Source organism: Marinoscillum sp. HNIBRBA16962, from assembly GCF_057801515.1.
The window spans coordinates 2041484-2058654 of record NZ_CM173603.1; the positions used below are offsets into that span (position 1 = coordinate 2041484).

Annotated in this window: 11 protein-coding genes; 5 read left to right on the forward strand and 6 right to left on the reverse strand. The window is 44.0% G+C overall.

Annotated elements, in window-relative coordinates; translation table 11 throughout:
- Positions 1 to 264: 264 nt before the first annotated feature.
- From AC3E9V_RS08695 to AC3E9V_RS08720, 6 genes are all read right to left on the reverse strand, one after another.
- On the reverse strand, positions 265 to 759 hold the full coding sequence (locus AC3E9V_RS08695) for a DUF4168 domain-containing protein (RefSeq protein ID WP_488752801.1): 495 nt from the start codon (positions 757 to 759) through the stop codon (positions 265 to 267).
- 125 nt (positions 760 to 884) lie between these two features.
- Positions 885 to 1919, reverse strand: a complete 1035-nt coding sequence (gene cydB, locus AC3E9V_RS08700) for a cytochrome d ubiquinol oxidase subunit II (protein WP_488752802.1) — start codon at positions 1917 to 1919, stop codon at positions 885 to 887.
- A 1688-nt stretch (positions 1920 to 3607) separates the two neighbouring features.
- Positions 3608 to 4987 carry a cytochrome ubiquinol oxidase subunit I gene (locus AC3E9V_RS08705; protein ID WP_488752803.1) on the reverse strand — a complete coding sequence of 460 codons (1380 nt, stop codon included), beginning with the start codon at positions 4985 to 4987 and terminating at the stop codon, positions 3608 to 3610.
- 111 nt (positions 4988 to 5098) lie between these two features.
- Positions 5099 to 5341, reverse strand: a complete 243-nt coding sequence (locus AC3E9V_RS08710; protein WP_488752804.1) for a hypothetical protein — start codon at positions 5339 to 5341, stop codon at positions 5099 to 5101.
- Positions 5342 to 5365: 24 nt separating this feature from the next.
- Entirely contained in the window at positions 5366 to 8167 is a 2802-nt protein-coding gene (locus AC3E9V_RS08715) for a ligand-binding sensor domain-containing protein (RefSeq protein WP_488752805.1), read from the reverse strand.
- A 187-nt stretch (positions 8168 to 8354) separates the two neighbouring features.
- Positions 8355 to 8510 carry a hypothetical protein gene (locus tag AC3E9V_RS08720; RefSeq protein ID WP_488752806.1) on the reverse strand — a complete coding sequence of 52 codons (156 nt, stop codon included), beginning with the start codon at positions 8508 to 8510 and terminating at the stop codon, positions 8355 to 8357.
- 69 nt (positions 8511 to 8579) lie between these two features.
- Here AC3E9V_RS08720 and AC3E9V_RS08725 point away from each other — a divergent pair, with 69 nt between their 5' ends.
- The 5 genes from AC3E9V_RS08725 to AC3E9V_RS08745 are packed head-to-tail and all read left to right on the forward strand — an operon-like array spanning position 8580 to position 17149.
- Positions 8580 to 11687 (forward strand): SusC/RagA family TonB-linked outer membrane protein, encoded by a 3108-nt coding sequence (locus AC3E9V_RS08725; protein ID WP_488752807.1) that lies wholly within the window; start codon positions 8580 to 8582, stop codon positions 11685 to 11687.
- Positions 11688 to 11692: 5 nt separating this feature from the next.
- The gene (locus AC3E9V_RS08730; protein ID WP_488752808.1) at positions 11693 to 13189 is read left to right on the forward strand and encodes a RagB/SusD family nutrient uptake outer membrane protein; all 1497 of its coding nucleotides are present in this window, start codon (positions 11693 to 11695) and stop codon (positions 13187 to 13189) included.
- Positions 13190 to 13201: 12 nt separating this feature from the next.
- Complete coding sequence (locus AC3E9V_RS08735; protein ID WP_488752809.1) at positions 13202 to 15196, forward strand: PKD domain-containing protein; 1995 nt, start codon at positions 13202 to 13204, stop codon at positions 15194 to 15196.
- A gap of 32 nt (positions 15197 to 15228) precedes the next feature.
- Positions 15229 to 16305: a glycoside hydrolase family 16 protein gene (locus tag AC3E9V_RS08740; RefSeq protein WP_488752810.1), complete on the forward strand. Its 1077-nt coding sequence runs from the start codon at positions 15229 to 15231 to the stop codon at positions 16303 to 16305.
- Positions 16306 to 16336: 31 nt separating this feature from the next.
- On the forward strand, positions 16337 to 17149 hold the full coding sequence (locus AC3E9V_RS08745; protein ID WP_488752811.1) for a glycoside hydrolase family 16 protein: 813 nt from the start codon (positions 16337 to 16339) through the stop codon (positions 17147 to 17149).
- The last annotated feature ends 22 nt before the right edge of the window (positions 17150 to 17171 follow it).

Genomic DNA, 17171 nt, shown 5'->3' on the forward strand with positions numbered 1-17171 from the left:
ACAAGTTAACGTTTTTCATCTAGTTATGGGTTCAATTTCGGATACTTTATTCCAAAAGGATTCAGGTAGAATTTCTTCCCATAGGTGTATAAATAGCTGCTGTGTTGGCCTAATAATACTCGCTCAGCAGTCAGACAGATTGTTTGAAGGACTCCTTAGACGAATCGGCACACAAACCTGTCTGAAAAGTAAAAAAAGCCACCCCGCGATGAATGTTGGGGTGGCTTTTATAAGTTTTTATAATCTTCGAAGAGTTTATTGGCCTTATTGTCCGCCCTGACTCGCCTGCAATAGGGTCATATAGCGTTGTTGCAGATCCTGGTCAGCCTGAAGCGCCGCTGCTATACTCTGAAAGCGCTGTACTTCCATCTCATTATCTTCAATGGTTTTCATTGCATTCTTCTGAGATTCCATTTGGAGTGGCTGCAATTGTGCATTGAGCTCCTGAAACTGCTGCATTTCTTCTTCAGTGAAATCACCTTCTTGCTGCTGTCCGGATTGAAAAGACTGAGCAATTTGTGTGAATTTCTCTGTTCCCATGTCACTTTCCTCGATGATAGCTACCATCTTGGTTTGTGTTTCCTGCTGTTGTGTTCTTATTTCGTTTGATATATCTACAAAAGTCTCTAACTCAGCATCGCTTACCTCTATATCCGGCGCCTGCGATGCAGCGGGCATTTGCTGAGCGTAAGCCTGACTTATTCCACATACCAAAACCAACTGGAGCATAACTGTCCAGAATCCATTCCATTTTTTCATGTTTCTAAAACTTTTTTTGATTGATATCCTACAAATGAACAGGAAGCAACATACAATACCAATTATTCAATGGAAAACATTGAAATTCAACAAGTTTAATGAAAATATGAGCTATATGTTATTTATTAGTATGCATGTTCATCCATTTTCACCTTGCCGCGAAAGGTCCAGAAAACAAATCCGGTGTAAATGGCTACCAGCGGTGCTCCTATGGCTGCAATGATCAGCATGATCCCCAGCGTTTTTTCTGAGGCGGCCGCATTGTAAATGGTGAGGCTGTTTTCAGGGTCTCCTGTGGAAAGGATCATCACCGGGAACAACTCCACTGCAACAAGGATCAATAGCATACTTACCGTAATGGAGGAAAATATGAAGCTGGGGAGGTATTTCTTCTTGCTGATCAGCCGGGGAATGTTTGCAATACTTAAAAAGGCGATCAGAGGTAAAACAAACAAATAGGGGCTTGCCTTAAATCGGTCTGATAAATGAGGGAAATAGATCAGAGTGTAAACCGTGGTTATACTAAAACTGACTATAAAAAAGATAATTGCTCTTTTGGCCAATAAGCCCATCTTAATATAGAGCCTTCCCTCAGTTTTCATGATGAGATAGATTGCTCCATGCATCATGAAAAGGGCGAGGGTAGTAATACCGGTCATTAAGCTGTAGGGGTTAATGAAGGAGACCCAGTTGCCAGAAAATTCGAATTGCTCGTCAATGGGCATACCCTGAAGGACATTTCCCAGCACCACTCCCAGCAGCACTGCTAACATAATGCTGGAAATGCTATAAGAGACATCCCAGGTTTGCCGCCACCATTTCATGGGTTCTTTGCTCCGAAACTCGATGGAAACAGCCCGAAAGATCAGGAACAGGAGAAACAGCATAAATGGAATGTACATAGCAGAAAACACGGTAGCATAAACCTCAGGAAAACCTGCAAAAAGTGCTCCGCCTCCTATGACCAGCCATACTTCATTGCCGTCCCACACCGGACCTACGGCATTGAGGGCGATTCGTCGGTTTTCTTCTTTTTTCAAAAACAAATGCCAGGCGCCAGCACCCAGATCAAAACCATCCAGGATAGCATAACCGGTGAAAACACCACCAATCACTAAAAACCACCAGGTTGGGTAATCTAATCCTAAGAATGTTTCCATATAATTGGGCTTTTAGCTGCTTGATAATTTGACTTCATTATTTTAAAATCTTTCTGCTTATTGCCTACTGCCACTGCCTACTGCCACTCCTATGCCTATTGCTTTGACCATTGACTTTTGACATATTAATTATTTTACCATTTAACTAATCACTAATCCACTAATCCACTAATCACTAATCCACTAATCACCAATCCACTAATCACCAATCCACTAATCACTAATCACTAATCACTAATCCACTAATCCACTAATCCACTAATCACTAATCCACTAATCACTAATCCACTGCCTACTGGCCACCTATCACACCGATTACAGATTACCGCTCACCAATTCACCGCTTACCTTCCCACCGATCACTGTTTACCATTTTACCTAACACACTGCCCACTGCCACTCCACTGCCTCACCACTTGCCTATTGCTTATTGTTCACTGCCCATTAGCTTTTAGCCTTTAGTTGTTAGCCATTAGCTCACGAAGCATCGGGGTGACCATTAGCTGTTGACTTTTTTCAATTCCCAATTATTCATTTTCAATTTCTGCCTATTGCCTACTGCCACTCCTATGCCTATTGCTTTGACCATTGACTTTTGACATATTAATTATTTTATCATTTAACTAATCACTAATCACTAATCACTAATCCACTAATCCACTAATCACTAATCACTAATCCACTAATCCACTAATCACTAATCCACTAATCACTAATCACTAATCCACTAATCACTAATCCACTAATCCACTGCCTACTGGCCACCTTTCACACCGATTACAGATTACCGCTCACCAATTCACCGCTCACCTCCCCCCGATCACTGTTTACCATTTTACCTAACACACTGCCCACTGCCACTCCACTGCTTCACCACTTACCTATTGCTTATTGTTCACTGCCTATTGGCTTTTAGCCTTTAGCTGTTAGCCATTAGCTCACGAAGCATCGGGGTGACCATTAGCTGTTGACTTTTTTCAATTCCCAATTATTCATTTTCAATTTTTGCCTACTGCCACTGCCTACTGCTACTCCTATGCCTATTGCTTTGACCATTGGCTTTTGACATATTAATTATTTTATCATTTAACTAATCACTAATCACTAATCCACTAATCACTAATCCACTAATCACTAATCCACTGCCTACTGGCCACCTTTCACACCGGTTACAGATTACCGCTCACCAATTCACCGCTCACCTCCCCCCCCGATCACTGTTTACCATTTTACCTAATCACTGCCTACTGCCACTCCACTGCCTCACCACTTACCTATTGCTTATTGTTCACTGCCCATTGGCTTTTAGCCTTTAGCTGTTAGCCATTAGCTCACGAAGCATCGGGGTGACCATTAGCTGTTGACTTTTTTCAATTCCCAATTATTCATTTTCAATTTTTGCCTACTGCCTACTGCCTACTGCCACTGCCTACTCCTATGCCTATTGCTTTGACCATTGGCTTTTGACATATTAATTATTTTATCATTTAACTAATCACTAATCACTAATCCACTAATCCACTGCCTACTGGCCACCTTTCACACCGATTACAGATTACCGCTCACCAATTCACGGCTCACCTTCCCCCCGATCACTGTTTACTATTTTACCTAATCACTGCCTACTGCCTACTGCCCACTGCCTACTGCTACTCCTATGCCTATTGCGTCCCGGCAACATGCTCATTCTATTTAAAATTCAAAGCAGAGCCAATCTCTGCCTGTTTTGGCCTGCTATCAATCAGCGTCTCATCATCCGGTCCGTTTTGGATCTTTTTATTGAGTAAATAGATAAAAAGGGCAAACAATAAAGTATAGACCACAAGAAACAAAATCAGTGAAAACAAAACCTGGTTTGCAGTGACTACTTTAGAAAGTGCATCGGATGTACGTAGCAGTCCATAGACTACCCATGGCTGGCGTCCCATCTCTGCTGCAAACCAACCTGCCTGATTAGCGATTTGAGGCAGTATGACGGCAATAACGATCAGCTTCAAAAACCATCTCCGGTCAAAAAGTGTTCCTTGCCACCAGAAAAACACACCAACAAGTGAAAGGCCTATCAGAGTCATCCCAATAGCCACCATGATGTGGTAAAACTGAAAAACGGCATTGACCTGTCCGGGCCTGTTTTCCTCCTTAAAAGCATTTAGTCCTGTAACCGGCTTTTCAAAGTCCTGATGCAGCAGGTAGCTCAGCCCACCGGGTACTTTAACCCCGATGACTTCCTGATTTTCTTTATCTACCCAGCCGAAGATATACATGTCTGCCGCTGCCAGGCTATCAAAATGACCTTCCAGGGCTGCCAGCTTTGCCGGCTGGTTTTCTGCTACACCATTGGCAGAATGATGTCCGGTAAACAGTTGTGCTAATGAGGCGATGACAGACACGGCCAGCGCAATTTTGAATGCCTTTTTGGATATTTCGACATGTCGGCCCTTTAGCAGGTAATAGGCATGAACGCTAAGTACCAGAAATGAACCTGCCAGAAATGCTCCGATCCAGACATGAGAAATGCGATCCACACTGGATGGGTTGAAAACCATTTCCCAGAAATCCGTAACCTCAGCGCGTGCATTCATCCCTTCACCCACGATGTGATATCCGGCAGGAGTCTGCTGCCAGGAGTTTGCTACTACAATCCATATAGCGCTAAACATCGATCCCAGCCATACGCCCAGGGTAGCGATAAAATGCACACGGGGACTCACCCTGTTCCACCCAAACAGTAAAACACCCAGGAAGCCACTCTCCAGGGCAAAAGCAAAGATGCCTTCGGCAGCAAGTGCACTGCCAAAAATATCCCCTACATACCGGGAGTAGGTAGCCCAGTTGGTCCCAAACTCAAATTCCATCACGATTCCGGTGGCTACCCCGATACCAAAGGTGAGCGCAAAGATCTTCGTCCAGAACCGGGACATTGTTCTGTATTCCGGATTTTTTGTAGCCAGGTATCGCCCTTCCATAATGACCATGATCAGACCAAGACCAATGCTCAGAGGCGGGTAGATGTAGTGGAAAGAAATGGTAAGTGCAAACTGGATCCGGGAGAGAATTTCTACATCCATGAGCTACTGATTTTTGAGCTCAAGTTAGTTTACAAAAGGGGTTTAGGAAAGGAAGTTGACTAAGTTTTAAATCATCGTAAGAGGGATACTTTTTCTTTTAGTAAGCAACTCTCACCTAATGAATTTGCCCTTATTCTCTTTCCACCAGTTTGCTTTAGATTCTTCTGCAATTTTGTCAATTGCAGCCTGGTCACTACCGCTATCTGCAGTGACTTCTTTGTACTTCAGGTAGTCAATAATTCTTTGCAGTCCCAAAGTATCTACGTTACTGGGGATTTTAAATATTATTTCTTTATCTGTCCTTTCTATCTGCATACTTAAATCTACGTAAAATAATAGTAATCCGTTTTTCAAATGCTTTTTCTTTAAGTATTACATTCAAGAATATTCCAGCATGTAATCAACCAGGTTGGTTTCCCGGTCCAGGCCCAGCTTTTTGCGTAAGCGATACCGGCTGATCTCAACACCTCGAACGGAGATATTGAGGAGGTTGGCAATTTCCTTGGAAGTCATATTCATCCTTAAATAGGCACACAGCTTGATCTCCTGTGGTGTCAATGTCGGGTGGTCTGTTTTGATATTTCTCAGAAAGTCCCCGTGCACCTGGTCAAAATGTTTTGTGAACTGATCCCATCCGTTATCTTCTGAAAGATTGCGATCTATATCACGGATGATCTTCTTTAAAGCATCCTTATGATCCTTGCCATTTTTAGCCACGGTTTGAAGGGATTCTTTAATGGTTACCATGAACTCATTTTTATTGATAAGGTGCATGGTATTTGTAGCAAGCTCCCGGTTTTTATGGTCTACCTCAGCTCTTAGTTTTTCGTTTCTTAACCGTGTGATCTCTTCTTCAGATTTTTTAGATACTTCCTCTATCTTATTCTCTTTTGCTTCAAGTTCCCGTTTTTGTCTGATGGTCAGCTCTTTTCTTTCCTGCTTGTGCTTTGTATCCAGCAAAAACATAGAGACTCCAAATACAAGTAATAGCAAAGCAGCGTATAGAAAATAGGCCAGTTTTGACCGGTACCAGGGAGGATACACCTGAAACGAAAAGCTGGCCACCTCACTAATATCATTGAAAGCGTTTTTGGCACGCACTTTAAAAGTGTAATCCCCTTCAGAAAGGTTGGTGTATTCTTTTTCCGTGATGGGAGACCAGTCAGACCAGTCTTTTTCAAAGTTTTCAAGCATGTACTGAAACTGAAGCTCATCCTGTCCATTGAAGTAGGGAGAAGCATACTGAAACTTCAGCGACGAGAAAAATGCCGGAAGTGACGGACCATCTCCGGACAGGGCGCCTGTACCTCCATAAAGCAGTTTTTCTGTTTCGGTGACTGCTGATATTTCTCTTATATAAGTTTTAAATGGGTGGTCTTCCTCAACACGAATACTCGGGTTGTAATGGATGAATCCCTCTTTTGCTCCAAAAAATACATTTTGGTGATCGATAATGCTGATGTTTTCCAGATCATCAGAGAGGTATTTTCTCATCCTTGAGAAAACTTCGGTGTGTTTTTCATACTCTCCAAAGGGCGTTTTTTCTAGATACCCTAATTCGGTATCGCTGTGAAAATAGATATTGCCATTATGGTCATGAGTCATCTCCCGGATATGACTTTGGGTTCCCAGGTATTTTTCCAGTTTGTCATGATGAAAAAATCGGTCCTTTTGATCGTTGAAGGTGTACAGGCCGAATTCTGCAGCAAAAACCTGCTGGTTACCAAGGTCAAATACATTGATCAGTATGTTAGATGGAAAACCGCTGTCTTTGCCGTAAAATCGGACATCGCTGATCTGATCAAAGTCTGAATCAAAAGTAACCTTAAAAACCCCTTTGTATCCATGTGTCATAAAGAGGGAAGAGTCGTTGATAAATTCAAAGACCCTGCTCGATTCCCCAAATGAGTTTAGGTTTTTGGAAAGCTTGTATGCTGAATTTCCCCTTTCAAATACTCTGAACCCATCATAAGTGCCGAGAAGCAGCTGTCCATCATTGGGTGTTTTTGCCACTTTCCAGCTTCCGGTTTCTTCATAAAAGGGAGTGGCAAGGTCTTCCTTGACGAGAAATGCTCCATTGTGATGTGCCAGGAAGAGCTCTTCGTTTACCTGCTGAATATTGTAGACCTGCCCGCTTGAGTTTTTTACAAGGCTGTATTGGTTTTCCATGGCAATAGGATCAGGATTTGATTCCTGGTAAAACAGACCATTACTGGTGCCCAGGTAGATCTTGTTATCGGTGAAATAGGCACTGTAGCCCGTTCCGGGGAGTCCGGACTGTTCGTCTATCATGGTGAAGGGTGAGGAGAGTTCCACCATTGTGATCCCATTATTTAATCCTACCCAGAGGTTCTTAAACTGGTCTTCATGGAGCGACAAAACTGTTCGGTTGTTTAGTCCTTTTCCTTTGGTAAGATGCTGAAGTACTTTTCCTTCGGGAGAAAGTATAATGACTCCATTGTTTTGGGTGCCGATGGCAATGTTGTTGTTATCCAACAGAATAGCTGTGTTTATCAGCGAACTCTCTAAAAAACCGGAAATACGTATTTCCCATTCTGAAAACCGGTCCTGTTTGTGCTGAAAGATCCTGCCGTCTTTCTGAAAGATCAGGAAACTGCTGTTTCGGTGAGGAATGATTGCTGTAACGAGTTCACGGGTAAGAAAGTCGCTTCCTGGTATTTTTTGGAATTTCTTTCCATTCCAGTTGCCAAGGCCCATTTCCGGAGAGTAGATAAACAACCGGTTGGCCGCACTAAAAGCAAGCCCAAAATCAAATGGTTCTGTGAGTTTGGTCACAGACTCACCATCATAGGTTACGAGCCCCTGGTAAGAGCTGAAATGAATCTTATCCCCATACTTGAAGATTTTCCAGATGTCTTCCAGGTTTCGCTCTTCCTCAGACATCTGGTCAAAAAGACTGTGAAAGACAAGGTAGCCCTGATCATTTGGCTCGTAATAACCAAACTGATTCTGGCCGCCTATGTAGATGCGGTTATCTGAATCTACAAATACTGATCGTACCCGGGTATTGTTATCCACCAGGTATTTTCTCCAAGTGTTACCATCATACTCGAGCAGGCCAAAGTTGTTAGCGACGTAGATATAGCCTCTTTGGTCCTGAGCTATGTCCCAGTTTTGAATCCCACCCTGGTAGTCGTCTGTATGGAAGGTTTTTGTCATGGGGACTTTTGTAAAAGCGTAGGTGTCAGGTTGAGATAGTCCTGTAAATGGCAGGAGGAATATAATTATTAGCAGAATCAGGCTGCCTGTACTATTCCTTTTCCTTGTGTGGTGGGTTTTTAGAGTCATGTTGAGTGTGTTGTGAAAATGAAGATAATAAAAGAAAAACAGAAAGATCTATTCAGAGCTATTTAAGTACGTTTTTGAGGGCTGTTGATGTAGTATTGATGAGGTCTTTTTTGCTGGATGATGTAGCATTGATGTAGTATGAAATGACCGAAATGAGAATTAATAGTGAAGATTTGGGAAGTCGTATGAAAACGATTGCTATTGCGAATCTCATAAAAGAGAGGTTGCTGGGGAATCGGTATTAAAAAAATAAAAGTATGAAGCACTTTAAAATGAAGATTAGATGAAATCACAAAAAACAAGACTATTTAGGATGGGTCTTGTGGCCACAATTGTATTTTTTCTTTGTGGAAACGCAATGGCTCAGTCCGTGGAAGTAAGAGGGGTTGTGAAAGACGCCTCCGAAGGAGCCCCATTACCGGGCGCCACAGTTTTAGAAAAGGGGACTTCAAATGGAACAGTAACAGACGCAGATGGAAACTACAGTCTGAACGTTTCAGAAGGAGGCACTTTGGTATTTACCTTCATCGGTTTTCAGTCACAGGAAATTTCTGTAAATGGTCGAACTACCATTGATGTAGATATGGAGCTCGACCTTTCTGAGCTGGATGAGATTGTAGTTATAGGTTATGGTGAAACAACCGCTAAGGAACTTACCGGAGCTGTGTCACGCATAAAAAGCGATGCAGTAGTGCAGCGCAAAGTACCGAGGTTAGATCAGGCTTTGCAAGGTCAGCTTTCCGGTGTAAGCATTACTACAAACTCAGGTTCACCAGGGGGTTCTTCAAATATCAGGATTCGTGGGCTGAGTACCAATGGGAATAATAATCCTTTGATCCTTGTAGATGGAGTGGTTTATGAAGCAGACGGACTAAATGCTCTGAACCCATCAGATATTGAGTCTGTCAACGTGCTGAAAGACGCGACTGCAGGGATTTACGGGGTGAGGGCTGCAAATGGAGTCATCCTGATTGAGACAAAAAAAGGACAACTCAACTCTAAACCCAGTTTTGAAGTAAGCGGATACTATGGAGTACAGGAAACAGCCAGAAAGCTTGACCTTCTCAATGCTCGTGAATATGCGATTCTGAAGAATGAAGCTTTTGTGCAGGGGGGGCTAACTCCTCCGTTTGCTAACACCGAGCTGGGTGAAGGTACTGACTGGCAGGACGAGGTATTCGAACAAGCTCCGATCCAGAATTACAATATGAGTGTAACGGGCGGAACAGAGAAGACCAGTTATAACATTGGCGGATCGTATTTCAAACAAAAAGGGATCGTAGGAGGGAAGAAAGCAGAGTTTGAACGTTACAACGGGCGTATCAACTTTGTGACCGAGCTTGCTCCTAAGGTTAAACTCACCAACGTTACGCTGTACACACATGAAGAAAGTACCAGCCTACCGGAAAATGGTATTGGTTCTGTGCTTTACAATACTGTAAATGCTTATCCAACGGCTCCTATACGGGAAGACGGACATTACTCTTACCTGGAAAATGTTGCCGATATCATCAACCCTATCCCGCAGATCGGTAATTCATTCAACTGGAATACGGTCAACAAATTTACCGGGAAAGAAGAGATAGAGTACTCCATAAATGATGATTTTAAATTATCAGGAAGAGCAGGCTATAACTATGCACTTGTAGATTATAAGCAGTTTAATCCGCTTGTCTGGTACGGTTCGGGCAAGTATGCCAACAGTGCGGCTAATGCTGACCTGGACCCTGTCATAGTAACCATAGGTGATGTGGAGTTTGAAAGGGGAGCCAGTGTTTATGAAAGCAGAAATACTTATCTGGATTATAACCTGGAAGCATTCCTGAATTATGCTCACACATTTAATAATGAACATACCGTGAAAGGTACGGCGGGTGTGTCTTATTTTGGCAGGTCATCTGAAGGACTGAACGGCACTGGATTTAATATTCCTAACAATTCGCTTGATCTGGCTGATATTTCCACAAATCAGGCCGCAAACGGATACCTGAATAATGTTGGATCTTTTCAGGTGAAATCGCGGTTAGCATCTGTCTTTTTACGTGCGGAGTATGATTATAAAAAGAAGTATTTAATTTCTGCAATTGCACGTAGAGATGGCTCTACACGGTTTGGTGAAAACAACAGGTTCGGTTATTTCCCCTCCGTTTCGGGAGCATGGGTAATCACTGAGGAATCCTTCTTTACCCCTGGCTTAGTCAACTTCGCCAAGCTAAGAGTAAGCTACGGTATTTCAGGTAACGACCGTATTGGCGATTTCAGATACCGGGCCACTTTGGGCGGAGAAGGTCACTATGTTTTTGATGATGTGATCGTACAGGGCACAGCGATCGGTGCAGCTGCAAATCCGGATCTGAAATGGGAGACCACTGAGCAAACCAACATTGGCCTGGATCTGACCTTGTTCAATCAATTGGATTTGACAGCTAACTACTTTATTAAGAATACTAAAGATCTTTTATTTCAGCCTGCAGTGTCTGCAGTGTTGGGAACTTACGGAGCTGGAAGCTCTCCCCCTGTAGTGAATGGTGGTGACGTGAGAAACTCAGGAATAGAAATGGATCTGGATTACAGCATCCGTGGCAATAGCGGGTTTAGCTTCTCGGTAAATTATAACGTGACTATGTTAAATAATGAAGTCACCAGGGTACCAGACGGCTTTGATTTCATTCCAGGCGCTGCATTCAGTGTAGGAGGAAATACAGCCACTCGTTTTGAAAAAGGATACCCGATCGGTTATTTCATTGGGTATGAAACCGATGGTGTTTTTCAAAATGCAGAAGAGATTGCTTCCGGCGATGTAAGTCAGCCCGGAGCTCAGCCCGGAGACCTGAAGTTTGTAGATCAGGATGGAGACGGAGTGATCAGTTTTGGTGATGATTCTGACCGAACCATCATTGGATCAGCTATACCGGATTACACCATGGGCTTAAACTTCAACCTGGGGTATATGGGAATTGACCTTTCGGCAAACATCTATGCGGCCCTGGGGCAGGAAATTATCCGAAACTATGAGCGTCAGCAGCCATATGCTAACCAGCTGGCTTACAACATTAACAGATGGACAGGTGAAGGAAGTACTAACGAATATCCTCGACTAACCACTGGCGCCACTCAGAACACCGCATTCTCAGATTTTTATGTGGAAGATGGTTCTTTCGTGAGGCTTAGAAATGTTCAGCTGGGATACACGCTCCCTCAAAACATTACGGAATCAATCGGCATTAAGAACCTTCGATTTTACGTGGCGGCCAACAACCTGATCACGCTGACACGATACATGGGATATGATCCTGATGTGGGATCAGCTGGTCCGCTGAGTGCTGGTGTAGACAATGGGATGTACCCACAAGCACGAGTTTATATGGGAGGTCTAAACATTAAATTTTAATTGAAATGAAAAAAATATATTCATTAATCATAGTTGCTCTGGGATGGATTTTCCTTCCGGCATGTGATGAAATGCTGGATCTGGAGCCACAATATGCACAAGATGCAGAGAGCTATTTCAAGACTCCGCAAGACTATGAACAGGCTTTGACCGGAGCTTATGACCTTCTTCAGACATCTTACATGACTTTATGGATCGGGGAGATTGCCTCTGATAACTCCATTGCAGGTGGCGAAAGTGTAAATGATACCCGTTCGCTTCATGAGATCGATGAGATGACTCATAATGCGGTAAATCCACAGTTGCGAGATGTTTTGCGTTACAACTACGCGGGGATAACCCGGGCAAACTTCATTTTCGAAAATAAGGATAACATTGACTTTGAGGGTAAGGATGAAATTTTAGCCCAGGCTGCTTTCTTACGAGCGTACTTTTACCTCGAGCTCGTCAAAGTATTTGGAGATGTACCCCTTATTGTAGACAGGCGACTGGGAATTGAGGAAGCAACATCTATAGCCCGAACTCCTAAAGCTGAAGTATACGCTCAGATAGAAGCCGATTTGATTGCTGCAGCTGATGCGCTTGACTGGACCAACCCTGTGAAGGGACGGGTTACTAAAGGAGCCGCGCTGGGACTTCTGGGCCGCGCCTATCTATACCAGGATAAGTTTGATGAAGCAGCAACTGTGCTGGATCGTGTGATCAATGAAGGACCATATAGTACCATTACGGTTGCTTCTAGTGAGGAATATGCCGACCTGTTTAGCGTAGATCAGGAAGGAAATTCTGAATCAATCTTAGAGGTGCAGTTTACAGGAGGTGAAGGAGGTAGCTATGGCTGCTTTGTTTGCCTCGAAGGAAACCTTGCCGTAGGATTCCATGGCATCAGGCAATATACGGGGCCGGTTTACGGAGATGGGAATAGCTACAATCTCCCAACCCAGGAGCTTTATAATTTCTTTGATCCTGCGGATATACGAAGAGACGGTACCGTACTGGATATTGATGCCTTTATTGCCGTACAGCCCAACGCTGACGAAATTACCTATGCAATTGGCGGAGGCGGCCATACCGGTTATTACAACAACAAATACCTAAAGCGTCAGGATGAGCTTGGTCTGCCTGATGATGACCTGACCAGCCCGGTTAACCACAGAGTGCTCAGATATCCTGATATCCTCTTGATGGCAGCTGAGGCACACAACAGAAAAGCTTCACCTAATGATGCTTTAGCAAGAACCTATCTGAATGAAGTGAGAGGCCGGGTGGGTATGCCAGCTGTGACTGGCTCAGGTACGGACCTTACCAATGCAATCTGGAGAGAAAGACGTCTGGAGCTTTCAGGAGAAGGGCTCAGGTTTTTTGATCTGGTGAGAACTGGTCAGGCAGCAAGTGAGATTGAAGGATTTGTGGAAGGTAAGCATGAAGTCTTCCCTATTCCACAGGTGGAGATTGACCTCTCAGGAGGCAACTGGGACCAAAATCCAAATTACAACAATTAAAACGCTTTAGTGATGATCAAGAATTTAATAATCATATTATTAGCCGTTCCTGTCCTGCTGTTTACCGCTTGCCAGGAGCAGTTTGAGTTGGATGCTGAGCCTCCGACTGAGGAAGATGCAAGCTTTACTGCCACTGAAGGTAGTGACGGGCCCAATTACATTGTATTCAGCAATGCATCAAATGGGTTTATCAAAAAATGGGATTTTGGTAACGGTAGTTCCGGAGAAGGAAATGAAGTTACGGCTTATTATCCGTTTGCCGGTGATTATGAAGTTACATTGACCGTCTATACAGAGGGTGGGTCAGTTTCATCTTCTAAAACAATTACCATTGAAAATACGGATCCTGAAATTTGTAACGTAGAAGTCCTTCAGTTTCTGACCGGAGGTTGTGATCATCCCGAGGGAAAAACCTGGGCGATTGACGCCGGTCGTGCGGGTCACTTTGGCTTAGGCCCCGGAACCGAAGGTGTTGGCGGACCCACCTTTACTCCGGACTGGTATCAGGCAGGTGCCAATGAAAAAGAAGGAGGAGGACTTTATGATGATACCTTTACCTTCTATCTCAGTGAATCCGTATTTGTTCAGGAAACAAACGGGGATGTTTACCTGAATGGCGGACAAACCGGTAATTTTCCCGGAGCCACAGAAGCTCCAGTAGGTGATTTTACAGCGCCTTATGATGCGCCGGAGGATATGAATTATTCTATCACAGAAGACCCTGAAGGAAACAAATTTATTAACCTGACGAATGGAGGCTTCATTGGCTATGCCACCGGTGTGAATACTTACCAGATCCTCTCCATATCCGAAAATGAAATGTTTTTGAGATTTCGGGATAATGTCAATACGGATTTTGCCTGGTACCATCGCCTGATCCCCGAAGGGTACGAGCCGGTATCAGCAGGGTTTACATTTGAGGTGAGCGGCACAGACGTGACATTCACCAATACTTCTGCAAATGCCAGCAGTTATTCATGGGATTTTGGTGATGGAAATACCAGCACGGAAGAAAATCCGGTACACACTTATGCTGCTGATGGGGTTTATGAGGTTACGCTGACTGCCACTGGTGCTGGTGAATCTGCAGAAAGCACACAGTCTGTCACCATCGCTTCTGCTTTGGTAGAGTTTCCACTGACTTTTGAATCAACAGAGCCAGTATTTACAACTTTTGGGGGTTCCACTTACCAGTATGTGGACAACCCGGATGCTTCCGGCATCAATGCCAGTTCGAGGGTTCTGGAAACCGTACATGGCGGAGAAGTCTGGGCGGGATTGTTTACTGATTTAACAGATCCGGTAGATCCCTCCGCAACCACCACCCTTTCATTAAAAGTGTGGGCGCCACAGACTGGTACATTCCGCTTAAAACTGGAGAATACTGCTGATAATACAGACTTCATAGAAATTGATCAGGCTGTTAATACAGCCAATCAATGGGTAGAGCTTAAGTACGATATTTCGGGTGTAATAGGCAAGAGCTATCGTAGGGTAGTTATATTCCCAGGATGGAATGTAGCGAATGCAGGAACCTTCTATGTGGATGATATTCAGCTGAAAGTAGAGACTCCGTTAACCTTTGAGTCCGGAGAACCTGTATTTACTACTTTCGGAGGATCTACCTATCAGTATATTGACAACCCAGATGCAAGCGGGATCAATACCAGTGCAAGAGTACTGGAAACTGTACATGGGGGAGAGACATGGGCCGGACTGTTTACCGACCTGAGCGAGTCTCCGGACATTACCGGTACTTCCTCCCTGACCCTTAAGGTCTGGGCTCCGCAGACAGGTACGTTTCGGTTGAAACTGGAAAACACTGCTGATAATACGGACTTCATAGAGGTAGATCAGAATGTGGATGCGGCTTCTGAGTGGGTAGAACTTACATTTGATATTTCTGCAGCTGCCGGAGCTACGTACCGACGTATAGTGATTTTTCCAGGATGGAATGTTTCCAATGCCGGGACGTTTTATATTGATGATATCCAATTGAATAATTAATGTTGAAACACTCTTTTTTAATTTCATTTATTATGATAGTCTTCCTCACATCTTGTGGGGAAGACTCTCCTTCTAATAACGAGGTATTGCTCCCCAGCAATCTGGTAGTAACTATTGAACAGTCTGAAGAAGACCCTAAAGAAGTGCATATCAGCGCAACTGCTGATAATGTGAATTTCTTTCGGTTTTACTTTGGAGATGATGACAGCTTTGAAGAACAGTCAGGTGGAACCATCAATTATACTTATAACTCTTCCGGGGATTTTGTGATCACTGTTCAGGCTCACACTACATCTCTTGATTTTATAACCTGGTCTGAACAGATCAATATACCAGCCCCGGAACCCGGGGATTTTTTGCCCGAGACCGGATACTCCACACCAGCTTCTTACGAGGGGATGACTTTGATATGGCAGGATGAGTTTGATGGAGAAAGTCTCAACGAGGATGACTGGACCTACGAAATCGGAACAGGTAGCAATGGCTGGGGGAATAATGAGCTTCAGTACTATACCAATGAGAACACTTCCATTGTTGAGGGAAACCTGATCATTGAAGCCAGAAAGGAGAGCCGGGGAGGGCAGTCTTACACCTCTTCACGAATTATAACAGAGAATAAGGTGGAGTTTCAATATGGCCGTGTGGATATCCGTGCTGTTTTACCGCGAGGGCAGGGTATATGGCCTGCATTGTGGATGTTGGGAGCTGACTTCCGGCAGGCCGGATGGCCCGGCTGTGGAGAAATAGATATTATGGAAATGATCGGCGGGGGCGGTCGGGAGAAGACTGTTCATGGTACGGTACACTGGTCTAACGGGGGCGAATACGCAAGCTATGGTCAGGGTTATTCACTCACCAGCGGAGTATTTGCTGATGAATATCACGTCTTTAGCATCGTGTGGGATGAAGAGTCCATCACCTGGTATGTAGATGATGTACAGTACAATGTGATAGATATCACGCCTGCTGAGCTGAGCGAGTTCAGAGCGCCATTCTTTTTTATTTTTAACATTGCCGTAGGTGGTAACTGGCCTGGAAATCCGGATAATTCCACGGTTTTTCCTCAATATATTATAGTAGATTACATCAGAGTCTTCCAGCCAAATTAATTTCAACCGAGCAAAAAACAGAATCGTCAAAATGCATTACTATATTAAACTCGGACTCATTGTGTTCATCTCTGCATGTGCTTCCAAAAGTCGGGACCAAAAGCAGGCAGCCCCTAAATTCACCAACCTTGTCTGGTCAGACGAATTTGAACAACCTTCTCTGGATACTTCCAGATGGGAATCCATAGAAGGGGACGGCTGTCCGGATCTTTGTGGTTTTGGAAACAATGAATTGCAGTATTACACCAATCGACAAAAAAATCTTGAAATCAATAATGGGGTCTTGGTAATCAGGGCTTTAAAGGATTCTTTGGGGAACAGAGCGTACAGCAGCGCCAAACTCGTTTCCAGGAATAAGGGCGATTGGAAATATGGCCGTATCGAAGTGAAAGCCAGGCTTCCTGAGGGTAGGGGCACCTGGCCCGCTATCTGGATGATGCCTACACTGGATCGTGATGCCAGGTGGCCTGATGATGGAGAGATCGATATTATGGAGCACGTGGGTTACAACCAGGGCATGATCTACGGGGCTGCCCATACAGAGCGATATAATGGCATATACGGCACTCAAAAAGTGGATAGTGTATCCGTGCCTGACGTTCATGAGAAGTTTCATATCTATTCACTGGAGTGGACCGAAAATCAGCTTTCCTGGATGGTGGATGGTAAGCCGTTTTACATATGGGAAAGAGGAAAAGAGTCTCATGAAGGATGGCCATTTACCGGAGAATTTCACCTTATTCTCAATCTCGCTGTAGGAGGTAACTGGGGAGGTAAGTATGGCGTAGACGATTCCATCTGGCCTCAGACTCTGGAAGTGGACTATGTGCGTGTTTACCAGTAGTCTCAAATCGTTTTTCCGCTTA